We start from the raw sequence: 18,322 nt of genomic DNA on the forward strand, positions 1-18,322 counted from the left end.
GCCCCCTGCCAGGGGGCGCGCCTGATGTGCCGTCATCTCGCCTACCTCGGCCCCGACGTCCCGCTCGGCGACCTCCTCACCGCGCCCGAGCACAGCCTGTACCGGCAGTCCTGGGCGCCCCGCCGGCAGCGGTACGGCACGGTCAACGCGGACGGCTTCGGCGTCGGCTGGTACGCGCCCGGCGATCCCGTACCGGCCCGCTACCGCCGCACGGGGCCCATCTGGGCGGACGCCTGCCTGCCCGACCTCGCCCGGGTCGTCCGCAGCGGCGCCGTGCTGGCCGCCGTACGGGACGCCACCCTCGCCTGCCCGGACGGCGAGGCAGCGGCGGCGCCCTTCGGGGGCGGCCGATGGCTGTTCAGCCACAACGGCGCCGTCAGCGGCTGGCCCGGCACGCTCGCCCCCCTGACCGCCGCGCTGCCCTCCGAGGCGCTGCTCGGCCTGGAGGCGCGCTGCGACGCCGCGTTCCTCTGGGCGCTCGTGAAGCACCGCCTGGAGGAAGGCGCCGACGCCTCCGAGGCGCTGTCCGAGACGGTGACCGAGGTGGCCGCCGCGGCCCCCGGCTCGCGGCTGAACCTGCTGCTCACCGACGGCGCCACGATCACCGCCACCACCTGGGGCGACACGCTCTTCCACCGCCCGCTGCCGGGCCCCGCGCCCGGCATGCTGGTCGCCTCCGAACCCTCCGACGACGAAGCCGACTGGACCGAGGTCCCCGACCGCACGCTGCTGGCCGCCACCCGTACCGATGTCCTGCTCACCCCGCTCAAGGAGCCCGTCGCGTGAGTCCCCTCGCCATCACCCGTACGCTGCCCCCCGACGCCACCACCGCCGCCCTCCGTACCGACGTCGCCCACGGCCTGACCAGCAGCCCCAAGACCCTGCCGCCGAAGTGGTTCTACGATGCCCGGGGCAGCGAGCTCTTCGAGGACATCACCGCGCTGCCCGAGTACTACCCGACGCGCGCCGAGCGGGAGATCCTGCTGGCCCGCGCCGGGCAGATCGCCACCGCCACCGGGGCCCGCACCCTGGTCGAGCTGGGCTCCGGCTCCTCGGAGAAGACCCGGCACCTCCTGGACACGCTCACCAGACTGCACACCTACGTGCCCGTCGACGTCAGCGAGAGCGCGCTGGCCGCGGCGGGCGAGGCGCTGCTCGCCGCACACCCGGGGCTCACCGTGCACGCGCTGGTCGCCGACTTCCAGGGCGGCCTGGAACTGCCAGACACGCCAGGGCCCCGGCTGCTGGCCTTCCTCGGCGGCACCATCGGCAACCTGCTCCCCGCCGAGCGGACCGGCTTCCTGCACTCCGTACGCGACCTCCTGGAGCCCGGTGACGCGCTGCTGCTCGGCACGGACCTGGTCAAGGACGAGCGGACGCTGCTGGCCGCGTACGACGACAGCCAGGGCGTCACCGCGGAGTTCAACAAGAACGTGCTCGCCGTCATCAACCGCGAGCTGGCCGCCGACTTCGACCCGGCGCAGTTCGCGCACCGCGCGGTGTGGGACGCCGAGCGGGAGTGGATCGAGATGCGGCTGCGGTCCTTGAAGGAGCAGACCGTGAAGATCCCGGCGCTGGACCTCGCGGTGCACTTCGCCGAAGGCGAGGAGGTGCGCACGGAGGTCTCCGCGAAGTTCCGCAAGGAGGGCGTGCGCGCCGAACTGGATGCCGCGGGGATGGAGTTGCGCGACTGGTGGACGGACGGCACAGCGCGTTTCGCGCTGTCGCTGGCGGTACGGCGCTAGCGCCTCCCGCGAGGGCCTCTCAGGCCCGTACGGGCAGGTGCTTGAGCCCGTTCTGGAAGTTGGAGACGAGCCGGACCGGCTCCCCGGCGAGTTCGAGGCCGGGGAGCCTGTCCAGTACGTGCCGCAGCACGGCCCGCATCTGTACTCGGGCGAGGTGCGACCCGAGGCAGAAGTGCGGTCCGTAGCCGAAGCTGACGTGGTCGTTCGGGCTGCGCGTGATGTCGAAGCGGTCGGGGTCGGCGAAGACCGTTTCATCGCGGTTGGCGGAGGCGTGGTAGACCACGACCTTCTCGCCCGCCCTGATGCGCCGGCCGCCCAGCTCCACGTCGCGTACGGCGGTGCGCCGGAAGTCCATCACCGGCGGCCAGTAGCGCAGCATCTCCTCTACGGCCGCGGGGACCAACTCGCGCTCCTCCTGGAGCCGTTCGAACTGCTCCTGATGGCGCAGCAGCGTGTACAGCCCGCCCGGAATGCCGTTGCGCAGCGTTTCGTTCCCGGCCACCGCGAAGAGGAAAAACATGTTCTCGAACTCCTCGCGGGTCAGGCCGCCCTCCCGCATGTGGGCCATCACCGTGCCGGGCCGCGGCCGTTCGGCGAGCGCGTGGGCGTACGCGAACATGTCGGCGAGCGCTTCACGGGAGCGCGGGTTCATCGGGCGGCCGTCCGGGCGGACCAGGGTGCGCGGACGGCGGTCCAGCGCGGCCCGCCCCATGGGGCTCAGCGTTGCGGGGTCGGCCGTGCTCAACTGCGCGTACTCGCTGTCCTGGTAGCCGATGACGCGGCTCGACCAGTCGAAGAGCAGCCGCCGGTCCTCGTCCGGTACGCCCATGACGTGCGCCAGCGTCCAGACCGGCAGATCGGCCGCGACCTCGACGAAGTCCGCCGTGCCCGCCTCGGCGACCTGCTCCACGAGCTCGGCGGCGCGGGCGTCGATGACGGCCTCCAACTCCCGTACGGCGCGCGGGGTGAAAGCCGCGGCGACGACCTTGCGGATACGGGAATGGTCCGGCGGATCCTGGTTCAGCATCATCGCCCGGACGAACTCCAGGTCCCGCGCGCTGTCGGGGTCCCGGATCTGCGTCGCACCCGCGTACGAGGAGAACACCTCTGGGCTACGCAGGACGTGCTTCACATCCGTGTGCCGCAGCACCGCCCAGTAACCGGGACCGGCCGGCCAGCCGTCCACCGCGGGCTCCTCGATCCAGCAGACCGGGCTGGTCAGCCGCAGTTCGCGGAAGAGCGCGTAGGGGACGCCGGTGGCATAGGTCTGGGGTGTGAACACCTCGGCAGCCGTCACGCACCCGACCGTACGGTAATCCCCACTATCAGGGGAATCACCCGCACGAAACGCTTGATGGCGGGCGGGGCTGCGCAGCCTCTCGGCGTGTACCGATCGCATCGCGCCGGACTGGCCCTGGTGGCCGCCGCGTTCGTGGCAGGGGTGGGCTGGGCGCCGTCGGCGGCCGCGCACGGCGACAACTGTTCCTACGCCGGGACGAAGCCGCCGGTGACGGCCCCGACCGGGGTACCCGGTCTGCCGGACGGCTGGCGCTGGCCCTGTACGTCGCCGACGCCCCGGCCACCCGCGCCGAAGCCGCCTCCGAAGCCGGCCCCGCCGCCACCGCCGCGGCCCGCACCACCGGAGCCGGCGCCGGTCACCACCCCGCCCGCGCCGCCACCACCCGCGCCGAAGCCACCGCCCGCCCCGAAGCCGAAACCGCCTCCAGAACCGCCGCCGACCTCCGAGCCGCCGAAGCCCAAGCCCTCGCCCTCCCTGACGCCCCGGTCGTACGCGATCAGCAGCCGGCCACCGGAGGGCGGCCGCTCGCTGGTCACCAACATGCTGCTGCTCACCGCTCCGGCCGTGCTGGCCGCCGCCGCGCTGCGCCCCCGCCCCTCGTCCGGATCCGGCGGCAGCCGCTCCTGATCACGGGCCCGCTCCCCCACCACTTCTCTCTGGAGGTTTCTCATGCCGGACTGGCTCGTGCTGGCCATCGCCATGGCCGCGACGTGCGGTGTCGTCCTGCTCGTCACCGTGCTGAACCAGCGGCGGATCAACGAGGAGGAGGACGACCCGAGCGAGACGCCGGACGTCATGGAGTACATGACGATGATGGTCGGGGTGGTCTACGCGATCGTGCTGGGCCTGGCCATCGCGGGCGTATGGGAGGCACGCAGCGCGGCGGAGGACACGGTCCGTACGGAGGCACAGGCGCTGCACGAGGTGAGCGCGCGGGCGCGGGCGTATCCGGAGCCGGTGCGCGACCGGATCCGGGCCGACGTGGACGCCTACGTCACGCACGTCGTGCACAAAGAGTGGCCGGTGATGACCGAGAAGGGCGAGCTGACGCCCCGCGGGGACGCGCTGCTCCTGAAGGTGCGCGCCGACGTGTCCGACTACCACCCGCGCGACGACTTCCAGAACCAGAGCTACCAGCCGCTGGTGGACCAGGTCGCCGTGGCGGACGGCGCGCGGTCGGCCCGCGGGCTGAGCGCCGGGCCGACCATGCCGCCGGTCGTGTGGTTCGGCCTGCTCGCGGGGGCCGTGGTCACGGTCGGCCTGATGTTCACCCTGCAGATCAGGCGGTCAGGACGGGAACTGCTGATGGCGGGGGTCTTCACCGCCCTGATCGCCTTCTTGCTCTTCCTGGTGTGGGACTTCGACGATCCGTGGCTGCGCAGTACGGACGCGATCCAGCCCTTGAAGAATCTGCTTCCCTCGGGCCGGGGCTGACCCCGCGTTCAGGTGGCGGAGCCAGCGGCGGCCCCGGTCGGCAGGTCGGGGCCCCAGCGGCGCAGCGCGTCCTCCAGATCGAGCGGCAGGACCTGGGCGCCGCCCTCCTCGGGGCCCGGCCAGTCCTCGCGCGGCACCCGCCACATCACTTCGAACTCGATGCCGTCCGGGTCCTTGGCGTACAGGGACTTGGAGACGAGGTGGTCGCTGGCGCCGACGAGCGCGCCGGCGGCCCGCAGCCGCCCGGCGGTCTCGGCCAGCTCACCGAGGGTGCCGACCTCCCAGGCCAGGTGGTACAGGCCCGCCCGCCCCTTCTCGGGGCCCGGGGCCTGGTCGCCGAGGGCGAACAGACCGAGGTCGTGGTCGTTGTCGGTGCCCTCGGCGCGCAGGAAGGCGGCCCGGCCGGGGATCTCGGTGTCCACGGTGAAGCCGAGGACGTCGGTGTAGAACGCGACGGAGCGCGACAGCTCACGTACGTAGAGGACCGCGTGGTTCAGGCGGCGTACGGACATGGGTTCCTCCCTATGGGGTCACTTGCGCAGCATCCCTGTGGGGGTCACTTGCGCAGCAACAGGACGACGAAGGCCACGATCACACCGAGGGCGACGGCGGCGACGCCGTAGGCCGCGCGCTCGCGGCGCAGGCCGGGCAGCAGCCGGTCGACGGCCCAGCGGCCGGGCCCGGTGAGGGTGAGCGCGGCGGCGGCCACGGTGAGCAGCAGCTCGTACTCGATGCCCTTGGGCGCGAAGAAGCCGCCGCCCCACTTCACGGCGAGCGCGTTGACCATCGTGCCGAGGACGGCGGCGCCGGCCAGCGGGGTGAGCAGGCCGAGCGCGAGGCCGAGGCCGCCGAAGGTCTCGGTGAGGCCGGCGACCACGGCCATGGCCTTCCCGGCGGGGTAGCCGCTCATGGTGAAGAACTGGCCGGTGCCGTCCAGGCCGGGGCCGCCGAACCAGCCGAAGAGCTTCTGCGAGCCGTGTGCCGCCATGGTGAGGCCGACGGCGAGCCGCAGGACCAGCAGCCCCAGGTCGTGGGCGGGCCGGGGTGCGGGCGCGGCGGACACGTCGGAGCGGAGGACGGTCATGGCGGGGGACGTCATACGTGCTCTCCCAGTGAGTCGGAAACAGTCGGGGACGGAAGTACTCAAGGAAGTACTTGAAAGTTCAAGCCAAGCTCGACCATACACAGTGCTTGAAAGCTGTACAACAACCCCGGGCCCGGCGCGCCCCGGTTTCAGCCGCGTGGCACCACCTCGCCCAGCACCTGCGGCAGCGGGTACCAGTCGGCGGTGAGCACGCTGGCGTGCGCCTCGGCCAGCAGCGCCACCCGGTCTCTGGCCTGCTGCTCGGTCGGCTTAATGGCGTCGATGGCCGGGGCCACCTTGTGCGCGTCGGTCATGATCACGAGGTAGTGCCGGGTGTCGTACCAGCCGGTGTCGATGCCGCCCGCGTACGCGGTGGCATCGCCGTCGAAGACCACGAACCAGGGGCGCAGCGCGGGGTCGGTGTAGCGGGAGCGGGGGTCGCCGGACTCGGCGCCGTGCACGGCGGGGAAGGCGGTGGCGGAGCTCAGCTGCCCCTGGCCCGCGAGGGTGCGCAGATGGGTGGCGTACTCGCGGTCGGTCCAGAGCTTGTCGGCCGGATTCCCTTCCTCGACCGTGCCCGGGATCAGCTCGATCAGGAACTTGCCGGCCAGCGCCGACCGCTCCGGCCAGCCGTCGGCGCGTACCGCCTCGTCCAGCGTCGCGTGGTCCCCGATCAGGTCGCCGGGCCCGAAGACCGCGTCCCCCAGCTTGCCGCGCACCAGCGCGTCGAACTCGTCCGGGCCACGGCCCCCCTTGTCGTTGAAGCCGTCCTTCAGCTCCATCTTCAGCAGCACGGGCCGGTGGCCCGGGTGCGCCTCGTGCCAGGCCCGCAGGTCGGCCAGGCAGCCGCCGAGGTCCTGGTTGCGGTCCTTGGTGCGCAGCTCGGCTGGGGTGGCGGCGTTCTCGCAGTTGTTGTCGTTGCCGAGCGGATTGCCGTGCGAGACCCGCCAGGACCTGCCCAGGCCGTTGGTCCACACGTCCAGCTCCAGCAGACCGGCGCCGGAGTCCAGCGCGTCCGCGAAGTAGGGGTACTTCGCCTTCTCGTACGCGTTGTGCACGCCCACCGCCGTGGTCGTGTCGTATGTCGTGCCCGCCGCGGCCGGGGTTCCGGCGCCCGCCGGCCAGGCCACCACCCCCACCGCCAAAGCCGCTCCCGCCACACCCGCTGCCATGGCCCCCGTACGCCACTGCCTACCCATGTGTCCCTGCTTTCTCGTTGGTCAGACGAATCAGCGGGCAGCGTACGGGACTTGAGGGGCGGACAGACCGTCCTGGGGCCCTTACGATGTCGTCCTGGGCACGACAAAACAGCGGACACTCCGGGTGGGAGCTGACATGGCCGGCGGCAGACGAGCAATGGCGGTATCGCACCTCGCTCCGGGGCTCCTCACGGGCACGGTCGCGCTGTACATGGCGCTCGTCGCCTTCGGCAACATCACCGACTTCGACACCAACCGCGCGTTCGTCCAGCACGTCCTAGCGATGGACACCACCTTCAAGGACCCCGACCTGATGTGGCGGGCCATCACCTCGCGCCCGCTCCAGGACGCCGCCTACATCGCGATCATCGCCTGGGAGACGGCCGCCGCTGCCGTACTCGTCGTGGCCACCGTGCTCTGGGCGCTGCGCCGGGAGCGGGCCCGCCGGCTCGCCACCCTCGGCCTCCTGATGGTCCTGCTGCTCTTCGGGGCCGGCTTCCTCGCGATCGGCGGCGAGTGGTTCGCGATGTGGCAGTCCGAGGACTGGAACGGCCTGGACGCCGCCACCCGCAACGTCGTGCTCGCGGGCATCGCCCTGCTCGTCGTCCAGCTGTCCCCGGGACGGCCCGCCGCGGACTGACGGGCCGGCCGCGTCACCACTCGATCCGGTACGACGTCAGCCAGTTGGCGGCGCCGGCCTCGGTGCGGACGACGCGGTGCGGGAGGACGGTGTCGCGGACGACGCGGCGTACGGGGCCGACGGCCGTGCGACGGGCCATGTTGGCGCTGGCCGCGACGACCTTCTCCACGCGCTCGCGGCGGAGTTCCTCGTACGCGCGGAAGGCGCGGCGGTTGTCGGGCTGGTCGCGCAGCGACTTGGCCAGCACGATGGCGTCCTCGATGGCCATCGAGGCGCCCTGTGCGGCGTTCGGTGCCGCGGCGTGCGCCGCGTCCCCGATGATCACCATGGTGTCGGTGTACCAGCGCGGAGTGGCGGCGATGTCATAGGAGTTGGAGCCCACGATGGTCTCGCCGGTGGACCGGATGATGTCGGCGGCCGGGGAGTTGTCCTCCTCGAAGAGCGCGCCCAGCCGGTGCCGCCACTGGTCGGCCGTGGAGGCGGCCAGATCGTCGCGGGAGAGCTCGGGGCCCGGCGCGTTGGCGAACCACCAGGTCTCGCCGTCGGGGGCGCGGGTGCACCCGAAGAACGCCTTCTTGCCGAAGATCATGGTGTACGTGCCGTGTTCGGGCGGGTTCTTCGCGTCGCGGGTGTAGCCGCAGACGGTGTTCTGGCCGGTGTACCGGGGCCGGGCCGCGGCCGGGTCGATGAGCTTGCGGGTGACGGAGTGGATGCCGTCGGCGCCGATCAGCAGGTCGCCCTCGGCGCGGGTGCCGTCGGAGAAGGTGGCGACGATCCGGCGGTTCTCCACGGTCTCGGCGGCCACCAGCCGCTTCCCGTGCTGGACGGCGATGCCGCGGCGGGTCGCCTCGTCGTGCAGGGCCCGGTAGAGCGTGGCGCGGCGCATCGTGCGGGGCCCGGGGCCGTCCGGCGCGCCGCCCTCGGCGTCCCGGTCCGCCGTCCCGGCCATCGGGCGCTCGCCCAGCCGCTTCCCGGTGTTGCTGAGGAACTCCACCCGGCCGGCGGGGAAGGAGTTCTCGATGACGGACCGGTCGGCGTCGATGACGCGCAGCGCCGACAGGCCGTTCTCGAAGAGGACGAGGAAGGCCCCGACGTCGTCGGCGCCGGTCGCGTACGCCTCGTAGACCTCCGATTCGATGCCGGCTTTCTGCAGGGCCATCGCGGTCACCGCTCCCGCGATGCCACCGCCGATGATCAGGGCGTTGGTCATGACGCTCCAAGGTCGAACGGCCGGTCTCCTGGGGGCGCCTGGCTGCGCCCCGGCGGGTGCGGCGCCCGCAGGGCCTGTGCCGCATCCGTCGCACGGGTCCACCTTGGCGTGCCGGGGGCGCCGGGGCCAGAGCGGGAACCGTCATGTCGTCCGCACGACCGTACTTGTCGTCGTACGGATGCCGGTTCCCGCCGTCGTCAGCAGCGCGCACGCCCCCGGGGGCCGGTCAACTCGCCGCGTACACGTCCTCGATGTAGCGGCCCTCGGTGGTCAGCCCGGTGAGCCAGGTCTCGGCCTCCTCGGCCGTGCCCCCGCCGTGACGTACGTACAGCTCACGGAAGGCCGCGCGGACGCCCGGCGCCATCCGGCTGCCGTCGCCGCAGACGTACACCCGGGCGCCCGACTCCAGCAGCCGCCAAACCTCTTCGCCGTCGGCCTCGATGCGGTGCTGGACGAACCGGCGGCCGTCCTCGGGCCGTTCACTGAAGGCCGGGCGTACGCCGATGACGCCGGCCGCCTCCGCGGCGCGCAGCTCGTCGGCGTGCAGGAAGTCCGCGTCGGGCGCGTCGCAGCCGAAGAAGAGCAGCGCGGGGGCGAGCGGTCCGGCGGCCGCCGTGCGGTCGGCGACGGCGCCGCGGAAGGGCGCCAGCCCTGTGCCGGCCGCCACCATGATCACCGGGGTGTCGTCGGCCGGATCGATGCGGAAGGCGTCCCGGCAGGGCTGGACGCGGGCGAGCACCGTGTCACCGGCCTTCAGGGTGTGCAGATGGCTCGAACCGGTGCCACCGGGAAGCAGCGAGACCATCAGGTCCGCGTGCCGGCCGTCCGCCGCCGGGGAGGACGAGACGGAGTAGTGCCGGGTGCGCATCGGGGGCAGCAGCTCCAGGACGACCGGCCAGGGCAGCGCGCCGCGCAGCGCCGGGTACGCCTCGATCAGCTCCAGCGTCGTACGAGTGTCGTCCGCGCCGGACGCTTCGAGGGCCGCGCGCTCGGGCGGGCAGGGGTTGTGCGCGGCGAGCAGCGCGCGCTGTTCCGCGGTCGGCCGGGCGTTCAGCTCCAGGTGGTGGGTGAGGAGCGCGTGGACGGTGAGCGGACGGTCCACGGGGAGCGCGTCGCGGCCCGCGCCCGGCTGCCGGATGCTGAGCACCATCGCCGGGTCCACGCCGAGCGCCTGGGCGGCGCGGGCGACCCGCTCGGGGCTGTTGGCGGGCAGCACGCTCAGGTGGTCGGCGGTGCGGTAGGTCACGCCCTCGGGGAGGGCCAGCCGCAGGAACCGCTTCTTGCGCGGGTAGTCCTCGGCGGTGAGGTCGTACGCCTCGGTCACGGTCATCGAGGTGAGGCCGTGGCGGGCGGCGAGCGCGTCCAGGGGGCCGCCGGTGATCTCGGTGACGGTGCACGCGGTCTCGTCGGGCGACACGGTGGCGCCGATGCTTGCGGGGTCGCCGTACCGGGTCAGCAGCTCCGTACGGAGCGCGGCGGTGAAGTCCTTGACCGTGCCGGCCATGTCGCCGGAGGCGTCGGCCGCGGCGCGCGGCAGCAGCCGGTCGCCGCCGAGCTCCGCCAGCCGGTCGTCGAGGAGGGTGGGGACGCGCTGGTAGGTGGCGGCCCAGTTGCGGTCGCCGACACCGAGGACGGCGTACGGGACGCCGTCCGCGGCGCCCTCGGGCGCGTCCTGGAGCCACGTGACGAACGCGGCCGCGTCGTCGGTCGGGCGGCCGTTGTAGGAGGCCGCCACGAGGACCGTGGGGCGGTCCGTGGGCAGTCCGCCCGCATACGCGTCCAGCGGCGCGACCTCGGCGCCGCAGCCGAGCCCGGCGGCCTCGTCGGCCAGCCGCTCGGCGAAGTCCTTGCAGGTGCCATAGTTGGTGCCGTGCAGGAGCAGCAGCCCGGTGCCCTGGCGTACTCGGGTGGGCAGCCCGTCGTCGGCGGCGGGCGCCTCGTCCGCGGTACCGGTGCCGGGGAGCACGGCGAGCGCCGCCCGGTCGGCGGTACGGTGCGCGGCGGTGCGCTCGGCGAGCCGCACGGTGAAGCCGTCCGGCTTCAGCGTCAGCGTCTCCTTGACGTTCAGCGCGTAGTCGCCGTGGTCCTCGAAGCGGTAGCGGTGCACGAGGAGCGCCAGCAGCATGGTCGCCTCGTGCAGCGCGAACTGCCGCCCGATGCAGGCGCGTTCGCCGGTACCGAAGGGCTTGTACGCGTGCGGGGAGCGGGCCGCCTCCGCCTCGGGCGCGAACCGCGCCGGGTCGAACAGCTCGGGGTTGTCGCCCCAGACCGGGTCGCGGTGCAGCATCGGGGTCAGGACCGTGATGACTTGCCCGGCCTTGACCGGGTACCGGCCGCCGAGCACCGTGTCCGTCTTCGCCTGCCGGCTGAACGCGGCAGCGGTGGGCCACAGCCGCAGCGCCTCGTTCAGCACCTGGCGGGTGAAGGCCAGCTTTCCGATGTCCTCGAAGGACGGGTCGGGGTCTGCCGCGTCACCGAACAGCTCGTCGGCCTCGCGGCGCGCGAGCCGCAGCGCGACCGGGTCCTTGAGCAGGTGGTACAGCGCGAAGGAGAGCGCGCCCGAGGTGGTCTCGTGACCGGCGATCAGGAAGGTGATGACCTGGTTGCGGATGTTCTCCGGGTCCAGCGTCGTGCCGTCCTCCGGGTGCGGCGCGCCGAGCATCAGCCCCAGCAGGTCGTCGGCGGAGGTGTCACCGGAGGCGGTGCGGGCGCTGATCACGTCGTCGACGACCGACGCGAGGTAGTCGGCGTCCGCGCGGAACGCCTCGTCCTTCTCGCTGTAGTCCACGCCCGGCTTACGGGCCAGCCGCGTCATGCTCCACTCCAGGCAGCGCACCATCGCGTCCACGAAGGGGTGCGGCGTCGCGCGCCCGAAGGACTCGAAGTCGAAGCCGAATCCGGCGAGTCCGATGGTGTCCAGGGTCATCCGGGTCATGTCGTCCGGCACGTCCACGGCCGCGCCCTCGGCGACCCGGCGGTCCCAGCTCGCCATCAGGCGGCGGGCGACCGTGAGCATGGCCGGGTGGTAGGTGCGCATCGAGCCGAGCGCGAAGGCGGGCATGAGGATGTCGTGCGCCTTGGCCCAGTTCGGCTCGTCGTTGTAGGCGGTGAAGAGGCCGTCGGCGGCGAACTCCCGTACGTTCTCCAGGGCCGGCCCGACGGCCTTCTCGAAGCGGGTCTCGTCGGCGAGCTCGGTCACCAGCTCCAGGGAGGTGACGAAGGTGGCGTCCCGGCCGTGCAGCCGGCGCCGGAAGATCGGGCCGTGCTCGCGCGCGAGGCCCATGGCGCGCTGGAGGGGGGTGCGGGAGAGGCCGGCGGCCGTGATGTCCACCACGGGGATGCCGTCGTCGCCGAGGGTGACGGTGTCGGCGCTCTGCAGCTGCGTTTCGCTCATGACTCCACAGTGACCGGCCCGGTGTAGCGTGTGCCGCACGGTAACTACATGATCATGTAGTGGTTTTTCGCGTCCGCCTCTTGCGGATCACAGGGAAGGATGACGCGGCCTCATGGGGCACGAGCGGCACGAGTCGTATGACATGTTCGACGCTTCTCACGTGCCGAGCGCCGCCTCCTCCTGGCACAACTACTTCCTCATCCTCCTGGACCGGATGCCGCTGCCGGTCGCGGTCTGCCGCGCCGACGGCGAGGTCCTGATCGCCAATCCGGCGATGGCCGCCGTGTGGGGCACCACGCGCGGCCGGCTGCGCGGCCGCAACCTCCTGGACCACTTCAGTCCCCGGGCGATCTCCCAGGTCGGCCGGCTCGTCGAGGCCGTACGGATGGGCCGCCGCTCCCGGTACCCGGTCGAGGTCCGCTGGCGCGAGGGCACCGACGGGCCCGAACGCGAGGGCATGCTCACCCTCGACCCGGTCGGCGACCCCTCCGACGAGCCGCCCGCGCTCCTCGCCATACTCCGCGTCCACGAGGACCGCCCCGCGCCCCCGCAGCCCGCCGAGCGCCTCTCCCCCGTCGAGTCCCGCATCCTCGCCCTCGCCGCTTCGGGCGCCACCACGGCCGCCATCGGCAAGGACCTCGGCCTCACCGTCGACGGCGTCAACTACCACCTCACCCGCCTGACCCGCCGCTTCCGCGTCCCCAACCGCACCGCCCTGATCGCCCGCGCCTACACCCTCGGCCTCCTCTCCCCCACGGCATGGCCCCCGGCACCGGCAGAGGACGGGGACGCCTGAGCGCCCGTACGGCGGTCACAGGGGGCCGGGCCGGTACGGATGCCGGAGGCCGGACTGGACGCCGGTGACCGACCCCGGAAGGCCGCCAGCGACGGGGCGGAATCGGCGCGAATCGGACCGTGCCAGGGCCGCCCCCGGGCGAGTAGCGTCGGCCGCTCTTCTTCCCGTTCGGAGGGTGCGGACCCATGGCCGACACCGTGAGTTACGTGCAGTACGAGACGTACGAAGGCGGCAGTCCAGAGGCGGAGCGGCTGCTCTTCGAGAAGCTGGCGCGCGAACTGATGCGCGTGCAGTCGCGGAACAAAAAGAGCAGCGGAGCACCAGGTGTCCAGCGCACCGTCCATGCGAAGGGCATCCTCGGCGTGGAGAACGCCCGGCTGCGCTTCAACGACGATCTGCCGCCCGCGCTGACCCAGGGCTACGCCCAGCCGGGGGCCGAGTACCCGGCGCTGGTGCGGCTGTCCAACGCGAGCGGCATCCCGGGCTCCGACGTCTCGCCCGACCTGCGCGGCGCCGCCGTGCGGGTGGAGGTGTCGGCGGAGGAGACCCACGATCTGCTGGCGACCAACTTCCCGGTGAGCCATGCCCGCAACGCCCGGGAGTTCGTGGCGTTCGCCAAGGCGATGGCGGGCGCCAGGACGCCAGTACAGAAGGCGTTCGGGCTGCTGGTGAAGCTGCCGCTGGCCGTCGGCTGGGGTACCGCGACGCGGATGCGGCGCAACGTGCAGGCCGCGTTGCGGCACTCGGTCGGCTCGCTGGCACGCGAGACGTACTGGAGCCGGGGCGCGTGCCTGTGGGGCGACGCGGGGCCGGTGCGTTACCAGTTGCGGCCCACGCCCGGCGGCGCGCCCGCGCCCCGCCCGGACCGGCACGACCCCGACCACCTGCGGCACGAGCTGATCGAGCGGCTGGCCGCCGCGGACATCGAATTCGACCTGTGCGTACAGCGGTTCGTGGACGAGAAGCGCACGCCGGTCGAGAACGGCGCCTCGGACTGGCGGGAGTCGGACGCGCCCGTGATCCCGGTGGCGCGGCTGACGATCCCGCGCCAGGACATCACCACCGCCGAGGCCGCCTCCGCGGCCCGCCGCATCGAGCAGCTGTCGTTCAACCCGTGGCACACCACGGAGGACTTCCGCCCGCTGGGCAACCTGAACCGGGCCAGGAAGGCCGCGTACCAGGCGAGCGCGGCACACCGCCTCGGCACCCGCTTCGAGACCGAGGAACCACTGCGCAATACGGTGCTCGGGGTGCCGCTGCGGGCGGTGTTCACCACGCTCAACCGTTTCCTGCCCTGGCACCGGCTGCCCCTGGAGGCGGGCCTGCTCAACCTGGTCGTACTGCGGCAGATACTGCGCCGCCGCAACCTCATCGACACCGAGCTGCCCGAGGCGCCGCCGAAGGCGGTACCCGTGCCGGACACGGTGGACGAGCGCGCCCGCACGGCCCGTTCGTACGACGGCTCCCACACCGACCTGTCCGCGCCGCGGATGGGCGCGATCGGCGCCACCTTCGGGCGCAACCTCAAGCCGGTCTACCGCCCGGACCTCTTCGACACCCCGAACGCCGTCACCGTGGCCCGTGAGCTGCTGCACCGCCGCACCTTCCAGCCCGCGACCTCGCTGAACATCCTGGCCGCCGCCTGGATCCAGTTCCAGGTCCACGACTGGGTCAACCACCAGCGGTACGCGCTCGCCGAGCGGTCGGTCGAGGTGCCGCTGCCGCCCGGCAGCACCTGGTACAACACCCCCGGCGGCCCGGCCGAGAACGTCATGCGGATCGCCGACAACAAGGGCCTGGAGCGGCCGGGCAAGCCGCCCATCCTCTTCACCAACACCACCTCGCCGTGGTGGGACGGCTCGGAGGTGTACGGCGGCGACGAGAGCAGCGCGCGCAGCCTGCGCGAGCCGGACGGCGCGAAGCTGCGCCTGGAGGACGGCCATCTGCCGATGGGTTCCAACGGCATCCCGCTGACCGGCTTCAACGAGAACTGGTGGCTGGGCCTGTCGGTCATCCACACGCTCTTCGCCCGCGAACACAACGCGGTCTGCGACGCGCTGCACAGGGAATACCCGAAGATGACCGCTGAGCAGGTCTACCAGACCGCCCGGCTCATCGTCTCCGCGCTGATCGCGAAGATCCACACGGTGGAGTGGACGCCGTCGATCCTGGCGACCAAGGCCATCGACATCAGCCTGCACACCAACTGGGAGGGCCCGCCGAACAACTGGCTGCACAAGCTGGGCCTGTGGCTGGTCGAGTCGCACTCGCTGCACGGCATCCCGAAGACCCTGCCCGACCACCACAACGTGCCGTTCTCGCTGACCGAGGACTTCGTCACCGTCTACCGGATGCACCCGCTGATCCCGGACGACTACGAGCTGCGCGAGCACCACTTCGGGCAGCGCCTGGAAGCCCTGTCCTTCAACGATCTGCAGGGCGGCGCGGCGGAGGCGCTGGCCCGCAAGACGGGCCTGACGGATTCGCTGTACTCGCTGGGCATCGCGCACCCGGGCGCGATCACCCTGCACAACTACCCGCGCGCGCTGACCCACTTCGAGCGGGACGGGGAGATCATCGACCTGTCGGTGGTGGACCTGGTACGGACGCGGCGGCGCGGCGTACCGCGGTACAACGACTTCCGAGCCGGCCTGCACAAGCCGCGGCTGACCCGCTTCGAGGAGGTCACCACCGACCCGGACACGGCCGCGCTCCTGAAGGAGGTGTACCGGGACGTCGACGAGATCGACACCATGGTGGGCCTGTTCGCGGAGGCCCCGCCGCAGGGCTTCGGGTTCAGCGACACCGCCTTCCGGGTCTTCATCCTGATGGCGAGCCGCCGCATCCAGTCCGACCGGTTCCTGACCGTCGACTTCCGCCCCGAGATCTACACGCCGCTGGGCATGGACTGGGTGGCGCGCAACGGGATGAACTCCGTCATCCTGCGGCACTGCCCGGAGCTGGCGGCAATGCTGCCCCGCGGCACCGGCGCCTTCGCACCCTGGCGTCCGGTGCTCCCGGTGCGCGGCAGCGGCGGAACGATGTGAGGGACGGCCGCCGGACCGCGCACGCGGGCCGAGCGATCCCGTGAAGCCCGACGGGGTCGCTCGGGGGCGCGGGCGTTAATCTCCTCTACGTGGAGGAGAAGACGCCCGCGCCTTTTGAGCGCGGTACGGACGGGCCCAAGATCATCGTGGTCGGGATCGATGGCACGCAGTCGTCGTGGCGGGCCGCTTCGTACGCCGCCGGGCTGGCCCGCCGCCAGGGGTCGAAGCTGGTGCTGGTGTACGTCCAGCCCGTGCTGCCCGCCGGCGCCGCGCTGGGCGCCCCGGTCGCCCCCGTCACGGACGAGATAGCCGAAGAGCTGATGGCCGAGATCCGTACGGCGACGGAACGCATGGCGGGCATCTACGAACTGCGGTGGGAGTTCCACACGGTGCGCGGCGATCCGTACAGCGCGATGCTCCAGATGGCGGACGAACTGAAGGCCGACGCGGTGGTGGTCGGCGCGTCGGAGTCCGCCGGACACCGGATCATGGGCTCGGTCGCGGTACGGCTGGTCAAGGCGGGCCGCTGGCCGGTGACGGTCGTCCCGTAACCGCACACTCGGGAGGCGGGGCGGGACGGTCCGGTGCACTGTGGAGGAAGCGCCCGCCACGCCGAGCGAAGTGCCGACGAGGGAGTCTGCCGTGACCGACCGGACCTACCGTGTGACCGAGATCGTGGGAACGTCCCACGAAACCGTGGACGCCGCCATCCGCAACGGAGTGCGCCGCGCGTCCCAGACGCTGCGCAACCTGGACTGGTTCGAGGTGACTCAGGTACGCGGCCACATCGTGGACGGCGAGATCGAGCACTATCAGGTCGGCCTGAAGGTGGGGTTCCGGCTGGAGGACGCGGACTGATCCGACGTTCCCGCGCCCCGTATGGGGAGTCGCCTTCCGTAAGCGCCCGATAAGGACGATGATGATCCGCCGTCGGACCGACGAGAGGACATCACATGGGCCTGCGCGCGGGACAGGGCGTACTGCGCCGCAAACCGATCGAAATGATCCAGGAGACCGAGGGCGGCAAGGGCGAACAGCTCACCCGCTCGCTCGGCCTGTGGCAGCTGACGGCCATCGGGGTCGGCGGCATCATCGGCGCCGGCATCTTCACACTGGCCGGCACCGTCGCGAACGAGAAGGCCGGCCCCGCCGTCCTGCTGTCGTTCCTCATCGCGGGCATCGCGAGCGCGGCGGCCGCCTTCTCGTACGCGGAGTTCGCCGGGATGATCCCGAAGGCGGGCTCCGCGTACACCTACGGGTACGCGGTCCTCGGCGAGCTGGCGGGCTGGTTCATCGGCTGGGACCTGCTGCTGGAGTACACCGCGATCGTCGCCGTGGTGGCGATCGGCATCTCCGGCTACTTCAGCTTCCTGCTGGGCGAGCTGGGGGTGGAGCTGCCCGCCTGGATGCTGGGGGCGCCGGGCACGGGCGACGGCCACCGGGTGGACCTCTTCGCCTCGATCCTCTGCATCCTGATCGCCTACCTCCTCACCCTCGGCATCAAGAACGCCGCGCGCTTCGAGACGATCGTCGTCGGCCTGAAGGTCCTGGTCGTCCTGGTCGTCATCGCCGTCGGCTTCTTCCACGTGAAGAGCGGGAATTACTCCCCGTTCTTCCCCCACGGCCTCGGCGGGGCGTTCGCGGGCGCGGCCACGGTCTTCTTCGCCGTCTTCGGTTATGACGCCATGTCGACCGCGGCCGAGGAGTCCAAGGACGCCCAGCGCCACATGCCCAAGGCGATCCTGTACTCGCTCCTGATCTCCATGGTTCTCTACGTCCTGGCCTGCCTGGTCCTGACGGGCATGCAGAACTACACGAAGATCGACCCGGAGAGCGGCTTCTCCACGGCGTTCAAGTCGGTCGGCCTCAGCAGCCTGGCGGACGTGATCGCGATCGGCGCGATCATCGGCATCCTGACCGTCATGTTCACGTTCATGCTCGGCGTGACCCGCGTCTGGTTCTCCATGAGCCGCGACGGCCTCCTCCCGAAGTGGTTCGCCAAGACCCACCCGACCCGCCACGTACCGACCCGGGTCACCTGGATCGTGGGCGTGGCGTCGGCCCTGATCGCGGGCTTCCTCCCCATCGGGGAGGCCGCCGAGCTGACCAACATCGGCATCCTGCTGGCCTTCGTCGTGGTCTGCATCGCGGTCATCGTGCTGCGCTACAAGCGGCCCGACCTGCCGCGTACGTTCAAGTGCCCGGGCGTCCCGGTCGTCCCGGCCATAGGAGTCGTCTTCTCCATCTGGCTGATCACTTTCCTGGCGTGGCAGACCTGGGCCCGCTTCGCCGTGTGGTTCGCGCTCGGCCTGGTCATCTACTTCGCGTACTCCTACCGCCGCTCCGAGCTCGGCAAGGCGCAGCGCGAGATCGACGATCTGGAGGACCGCGAAGGGCGGCTGTGAACGGGTACCGGGCCCGGCCCGAGCAGAAACGTGCCCGCGCGCCGGAGGGGTCCGGTGCGCGGGCACGT

At 72.0% G+C, this 18,322-nt stretch carries 16 protein-coding genes; 9 read left to right on the top strand and 7 right to left on the bottom strand.

What is annotated here, in order from left to right:
- Positions 1-24: 24 nt before the first annotated feature.
- Both egtC and egtD read left to right on the top strand, forming a co-directional pair.
- The gene (egtC, locus tag AB0I82_RS03220) at positions 25-786 is read left to right on the top strand and encodes an ergothioneine biosynthesis protein EgtC (protein ID WP_363255314.1); all 762 of its coding nucleotides are present in this window, start codon (positions 25-27) and stop codon (positions 784-786) included.
- The gene (gene egtD / locus AB0I82_RS03225; RefSeq protein WP_363255315.1) at positions 783-1,745 is read left to right on the top strand and encodes an L-histidine N(alpha)-methyltransferase; all 963 of its coding nucleotides are present in this window, start codon (positions 783-785) and stop codon (positions 1,743-1,745) included. Before egtC ends, egtD begins: the two co-directional genes overlap by 4 nt.
- 19 nt (positions 1,746-1,764) lie before the next feature.
- Here the strand turns inward: egtD and AB0I82_RS03230 are convergent, their stop codons facing one another.
- Entirely contained in the window at positions 1,765-3,042 is a 1,278-nt protein-coding gene (locus AB0I82_RS03230; RefSeq protein ID WP_363255316.1) for a cytochrome P450, read from the bottom strand.
- Positions 3,043-3,230: 188 nt separating this feature from the next.
- A complete protein-coding gene (locus AB0I82_RS03235) occupies positions 3,231-3,716 on the bottom strand; it encodes a hypothetical protein (protein ID WP_363255317.1) in 486 nt (161 codons plus the stop codon).
- On the opposite strand from AB0I82_RS03235, the gene AB0I82_RS03240 reads away from it, so the two are divergent.
- Positions 3,715-4,479, top strand: coding sequence for a hypothetical protein (locus tag AB0I82_RS03240; RefSeq protein ID WP_363255318.1), 765 nt, complete (start codon positions 3,715-3,717; stop codon positions 4,477-4,479). The two genes, AB0I82_RS03235 and AB0I82_RS03240, sit on opposite strands and share 2 nt — an antisense overlap.
- An 8-nt stretch (positions 4,480-4,487) precedes the next feature.
- Here AB0I82_RS03240 and AB0I82_RS03245 read toward each other — a convergent pair whose 3' ends face one another.
- The 3 genes from AB0I82_RS03245 to AB0I82_RS03255 all read right to left on the bottom strand — a co-directional run bounded on the left by AB0I82_RS03245 (position 4,488) and on the right by AB0I82_RS03255 (position 6,762).
- Positions 4,488-4,991: a VOC family protein gene (locus tag AB0I82_RS03245; RefSeq protein ID WP_363255319.1), complete on the bottom strand. Its 504-nt coding sequence runs from the start codon at positions 4,989-4,991 to the stop codon at positions 4,488-4,490.
- Positions 4,992-5,035: 44 nt separating this feature from the next.
- Positions 5,036-5,578, bottom strand: a complete 543-nt coding sequence (locus AB0I82_RS03250; RefSeq protein ID WP_363255321.1) for a DoxX family protein — start codon at positions 5,576-5,578, stop codon at positions 5,036-5,038.
- A gap of 134 nt (positions 5,579-5,712) precedes the next feature.
- Complete coding sequence (locus AB0I82_RS03255) at positions 5,713-6,762, bottom strand: phosphatidylinositol-specific phospholipase C domain-containing protein (protein WP_363255322.1); 1,050 nt, start codon at positions 6,760-6,762, stop codon at positions 5,713-5,715.
- A gap of 136 nt (positions 6,763-6,898) precedes the next feature.
- Between AB0I82_RS03255 and AB0I82_RS03260 the strand changes: the two genes are divergently transcribed.
- Positions 6,899-7,402 carry a DUF2165 domain-containing protein gene (locus tag AB0I82_RS03260; RefSeq protein ID WP_363255323.1) on the top strand — a complete coding sequence of 168 codons (504 nt, stop codon included), beginning with the start codon at positions 6,899-6,901 and terminating at the stop codon, positions 7,400-7,402.
- Positions 7,403-7,415: 13 nt separating this feature from the next.
- Here AB0I82_RS03260 and AB0I82_RS03265 read toward each other — a convergent pair whose 3' ends face one another.
- Together AB0I82_RS03265 and AB0I82_RS03270 are read right to left on the bottom strand one after the other, a co-directional pair.
- Positions 7,416-8,612: an FAD-dependent monooxygenase gene (locus AB0I82_RS03265; protein ID WP_363255324.1), complete on the bottom strand. Its 1,197-nt coding sequence runs from the start codon at positions 8,610-8,612 to the stop codon at positions 7,416-7,418.
- A gap of 226 nt (positions 8,613-8,838) precedes the next feature.
- Positions 8,839-12,006, bottom strand: a complete 3,168-nt coding sequence (locus AB0I82_RS03270) for a cytochrome P450 (RefSeq protein WP_363255325.1) — start codon at positions 12,004-12,006, stop codon at positions 8,839-8,841.
- Positions 12,007-12,118: 112 nt separating this feature from the next.
- Here AB0I82_RS03270 and AB0I82_RS03275 point away from each other — a divergent pair, with 112 nt between their 5' ends.
- The 5 genes from AB0I82_RS03275 to AB0I82_RS03295 all read left to right on the top strand — a co-directional run bounded on the left by AB0I82_RS03275 (position 12,119) and on the right by AB0I82_RS03295 (position 18,254).
- Entirely contained in the window at positions 12,119-12,802 is a 684-nt protein-coding gene (locus AB0I82_RS03275) for a LuxR C-terminal-related transcriptional regulator (protein WP_363255326.1), read from the top strand.
- 185 nt (positions 12,803-12,987) lie between these two features.
- Positions 12,988-15,849 (top strand): peroxidase family protein, encoded by a 2,862-nt coding sequence (locus AB0I82_RS03280; RefSeq protein WP_363255328.1) that lies wholly within the window; start codon positions 12,988-12,990, stop codon positions 15,847-15,849.
- An 89-nt stretch (positions 15,850-15,938) separates the two neighbouring features.
- Positions 15,939-16,400, top strand: a complete 462-nt coding sequence (locus AB0I82_RS03285; protein WP_363255330.1) for a universal stress protein — start codon at positions 15,939-15,941, stop codon at positions 16,398-16,400.
- Between the two features lie 91 nt (positions 16,401-16,491).
- Positions 16,492-16,707 carry a dodecin gene (locus tag AB0I82_RS03290; protein WP_363255331.1) on the top strand — a complete coding sequence of 72 codons (216 nt, stop codon included), beginning with the start codon at positions 16,492-16,494 and terminating at the stop codon, positions 16,705-16,707.
- Positions 16,708-16,802: 95 nt separating this feature from the next.
- Positions 16,803-18,254 carry an amino acid permease gene (locus tag AB0I82_RS03295; RefSeq protein WP_363255332.1) on the top strand — a complete coding sequence of 484 codons (1,452 nt, stop codon included), beginning with the start codon at positions 16,803-16,805 and terminating at the stop codon, positions 18,252-18,254.
- The last annotated feature ends 68 nt before the right edge of the window (positions 18,255-18,322 follow it).

This window comes from Streptomyces sp. NPDC050315, assembly GCF_040655775.1.
Classification (GTDB): domain Bacteria; phylum Actinomycetota; class Actinomycetes; order Streptomycetales; family Streptomycetaceae; genus Streptomyces.

What these genes read in the sequence shown, in the direction of transcription:
- egtC (WP_363255314.1), top strand. Translation starts at nt 25, where the DNA reads ATGTGCCGTCATCTCGCCTACCTCGGCCCCGACGTCCCGCTCGGCGAC.
- AB0I82_RS03240 (WP_363255318.1), top strand. Translation starts at nt 3,715, where the DNA reads ATGCCGGACTGGCTCGTGCTGGCCATCGCCATGGCCGCGACGTGCGGT.
- AB0I82_RS03235 (WP_363255317.1), bottom strand. Translation starts at nt 3,716, where the DNA reads ATGAGAAACCTCCAGAGAGAAGTGGTGGGGGAGCGGGCCCGTGATCAG.
- AB0I82_RS03245 (WP_363255319.1), bottom strand. Translation starts at nt 4,991, where the DNA reads ATGTCCGTACGCCGCCTGAACCACGCGGTCCTCTACGTACGTGAGCTG.
- AB0I82_RS03250 (WP_363255321.1), bottom strand. Translation starts at nt 5,578, where the DNA reads ATGACGTCCCCCGCCATGACCGTCCTCCGCTCCGACGTGTCCGCCGCG.
- AB0I82_RS03255 (WP_363255322.1), bottom strand. Translation starts at nt 6,762, where the DNA reads ATGGGTAGGCAGTGGCGTACGGGGGCCATGGCAGCGGGTGTGGCGGGA.
- AB0I82_RS03260 (WP_363255323.1), top strand. Translation starts at nt 6,899, where the DNA reads ATGGCCGGCGGCAGACGAGCAATGGCGGTATCGCACCTCGCTCCGGGG.
- AB0I82_RS03265 (WP_363255324.1), bottom strand. Translation starts at nt 8,612, where the DNA reads ATGACCAACGCCCTGATCATCGGCGGTGGCATCGCGGGAGCGGTGACC.
- AB0I82_RS03270 (WP_363255325.1), bottom strand. Translation starts at nt 12,006, where the DNA reads ATGAGCGAAACGCAGCTGCAGAGCGCCGACACCGTCACCCTCGGCGAC.
- AB0I82_RS03275 (WP_363255326.1), top strand. Translation starts at nt 12,119, where the DNA reads ATGGGGCACGAGCGGCACGAGTCGTATGACATGTTCGACGCTTCTCAC.
- AB0I82_RS03280 (WP_363255328.1), top strand. Translation starts at nt 12,988, where the DNA reads ATGGCCGACACCGTGAGTTACGTGCAGTACGAGACGTACGAAGGCGGC.
- AB0I82_RS03295 (WP_363255332.1), top strand. Translation starts at nt 16,803, where the DNA reads ATGGGCCTGCGCGCGGGACAGGGCGTACTGCGCCGCAAACCGATCGAA.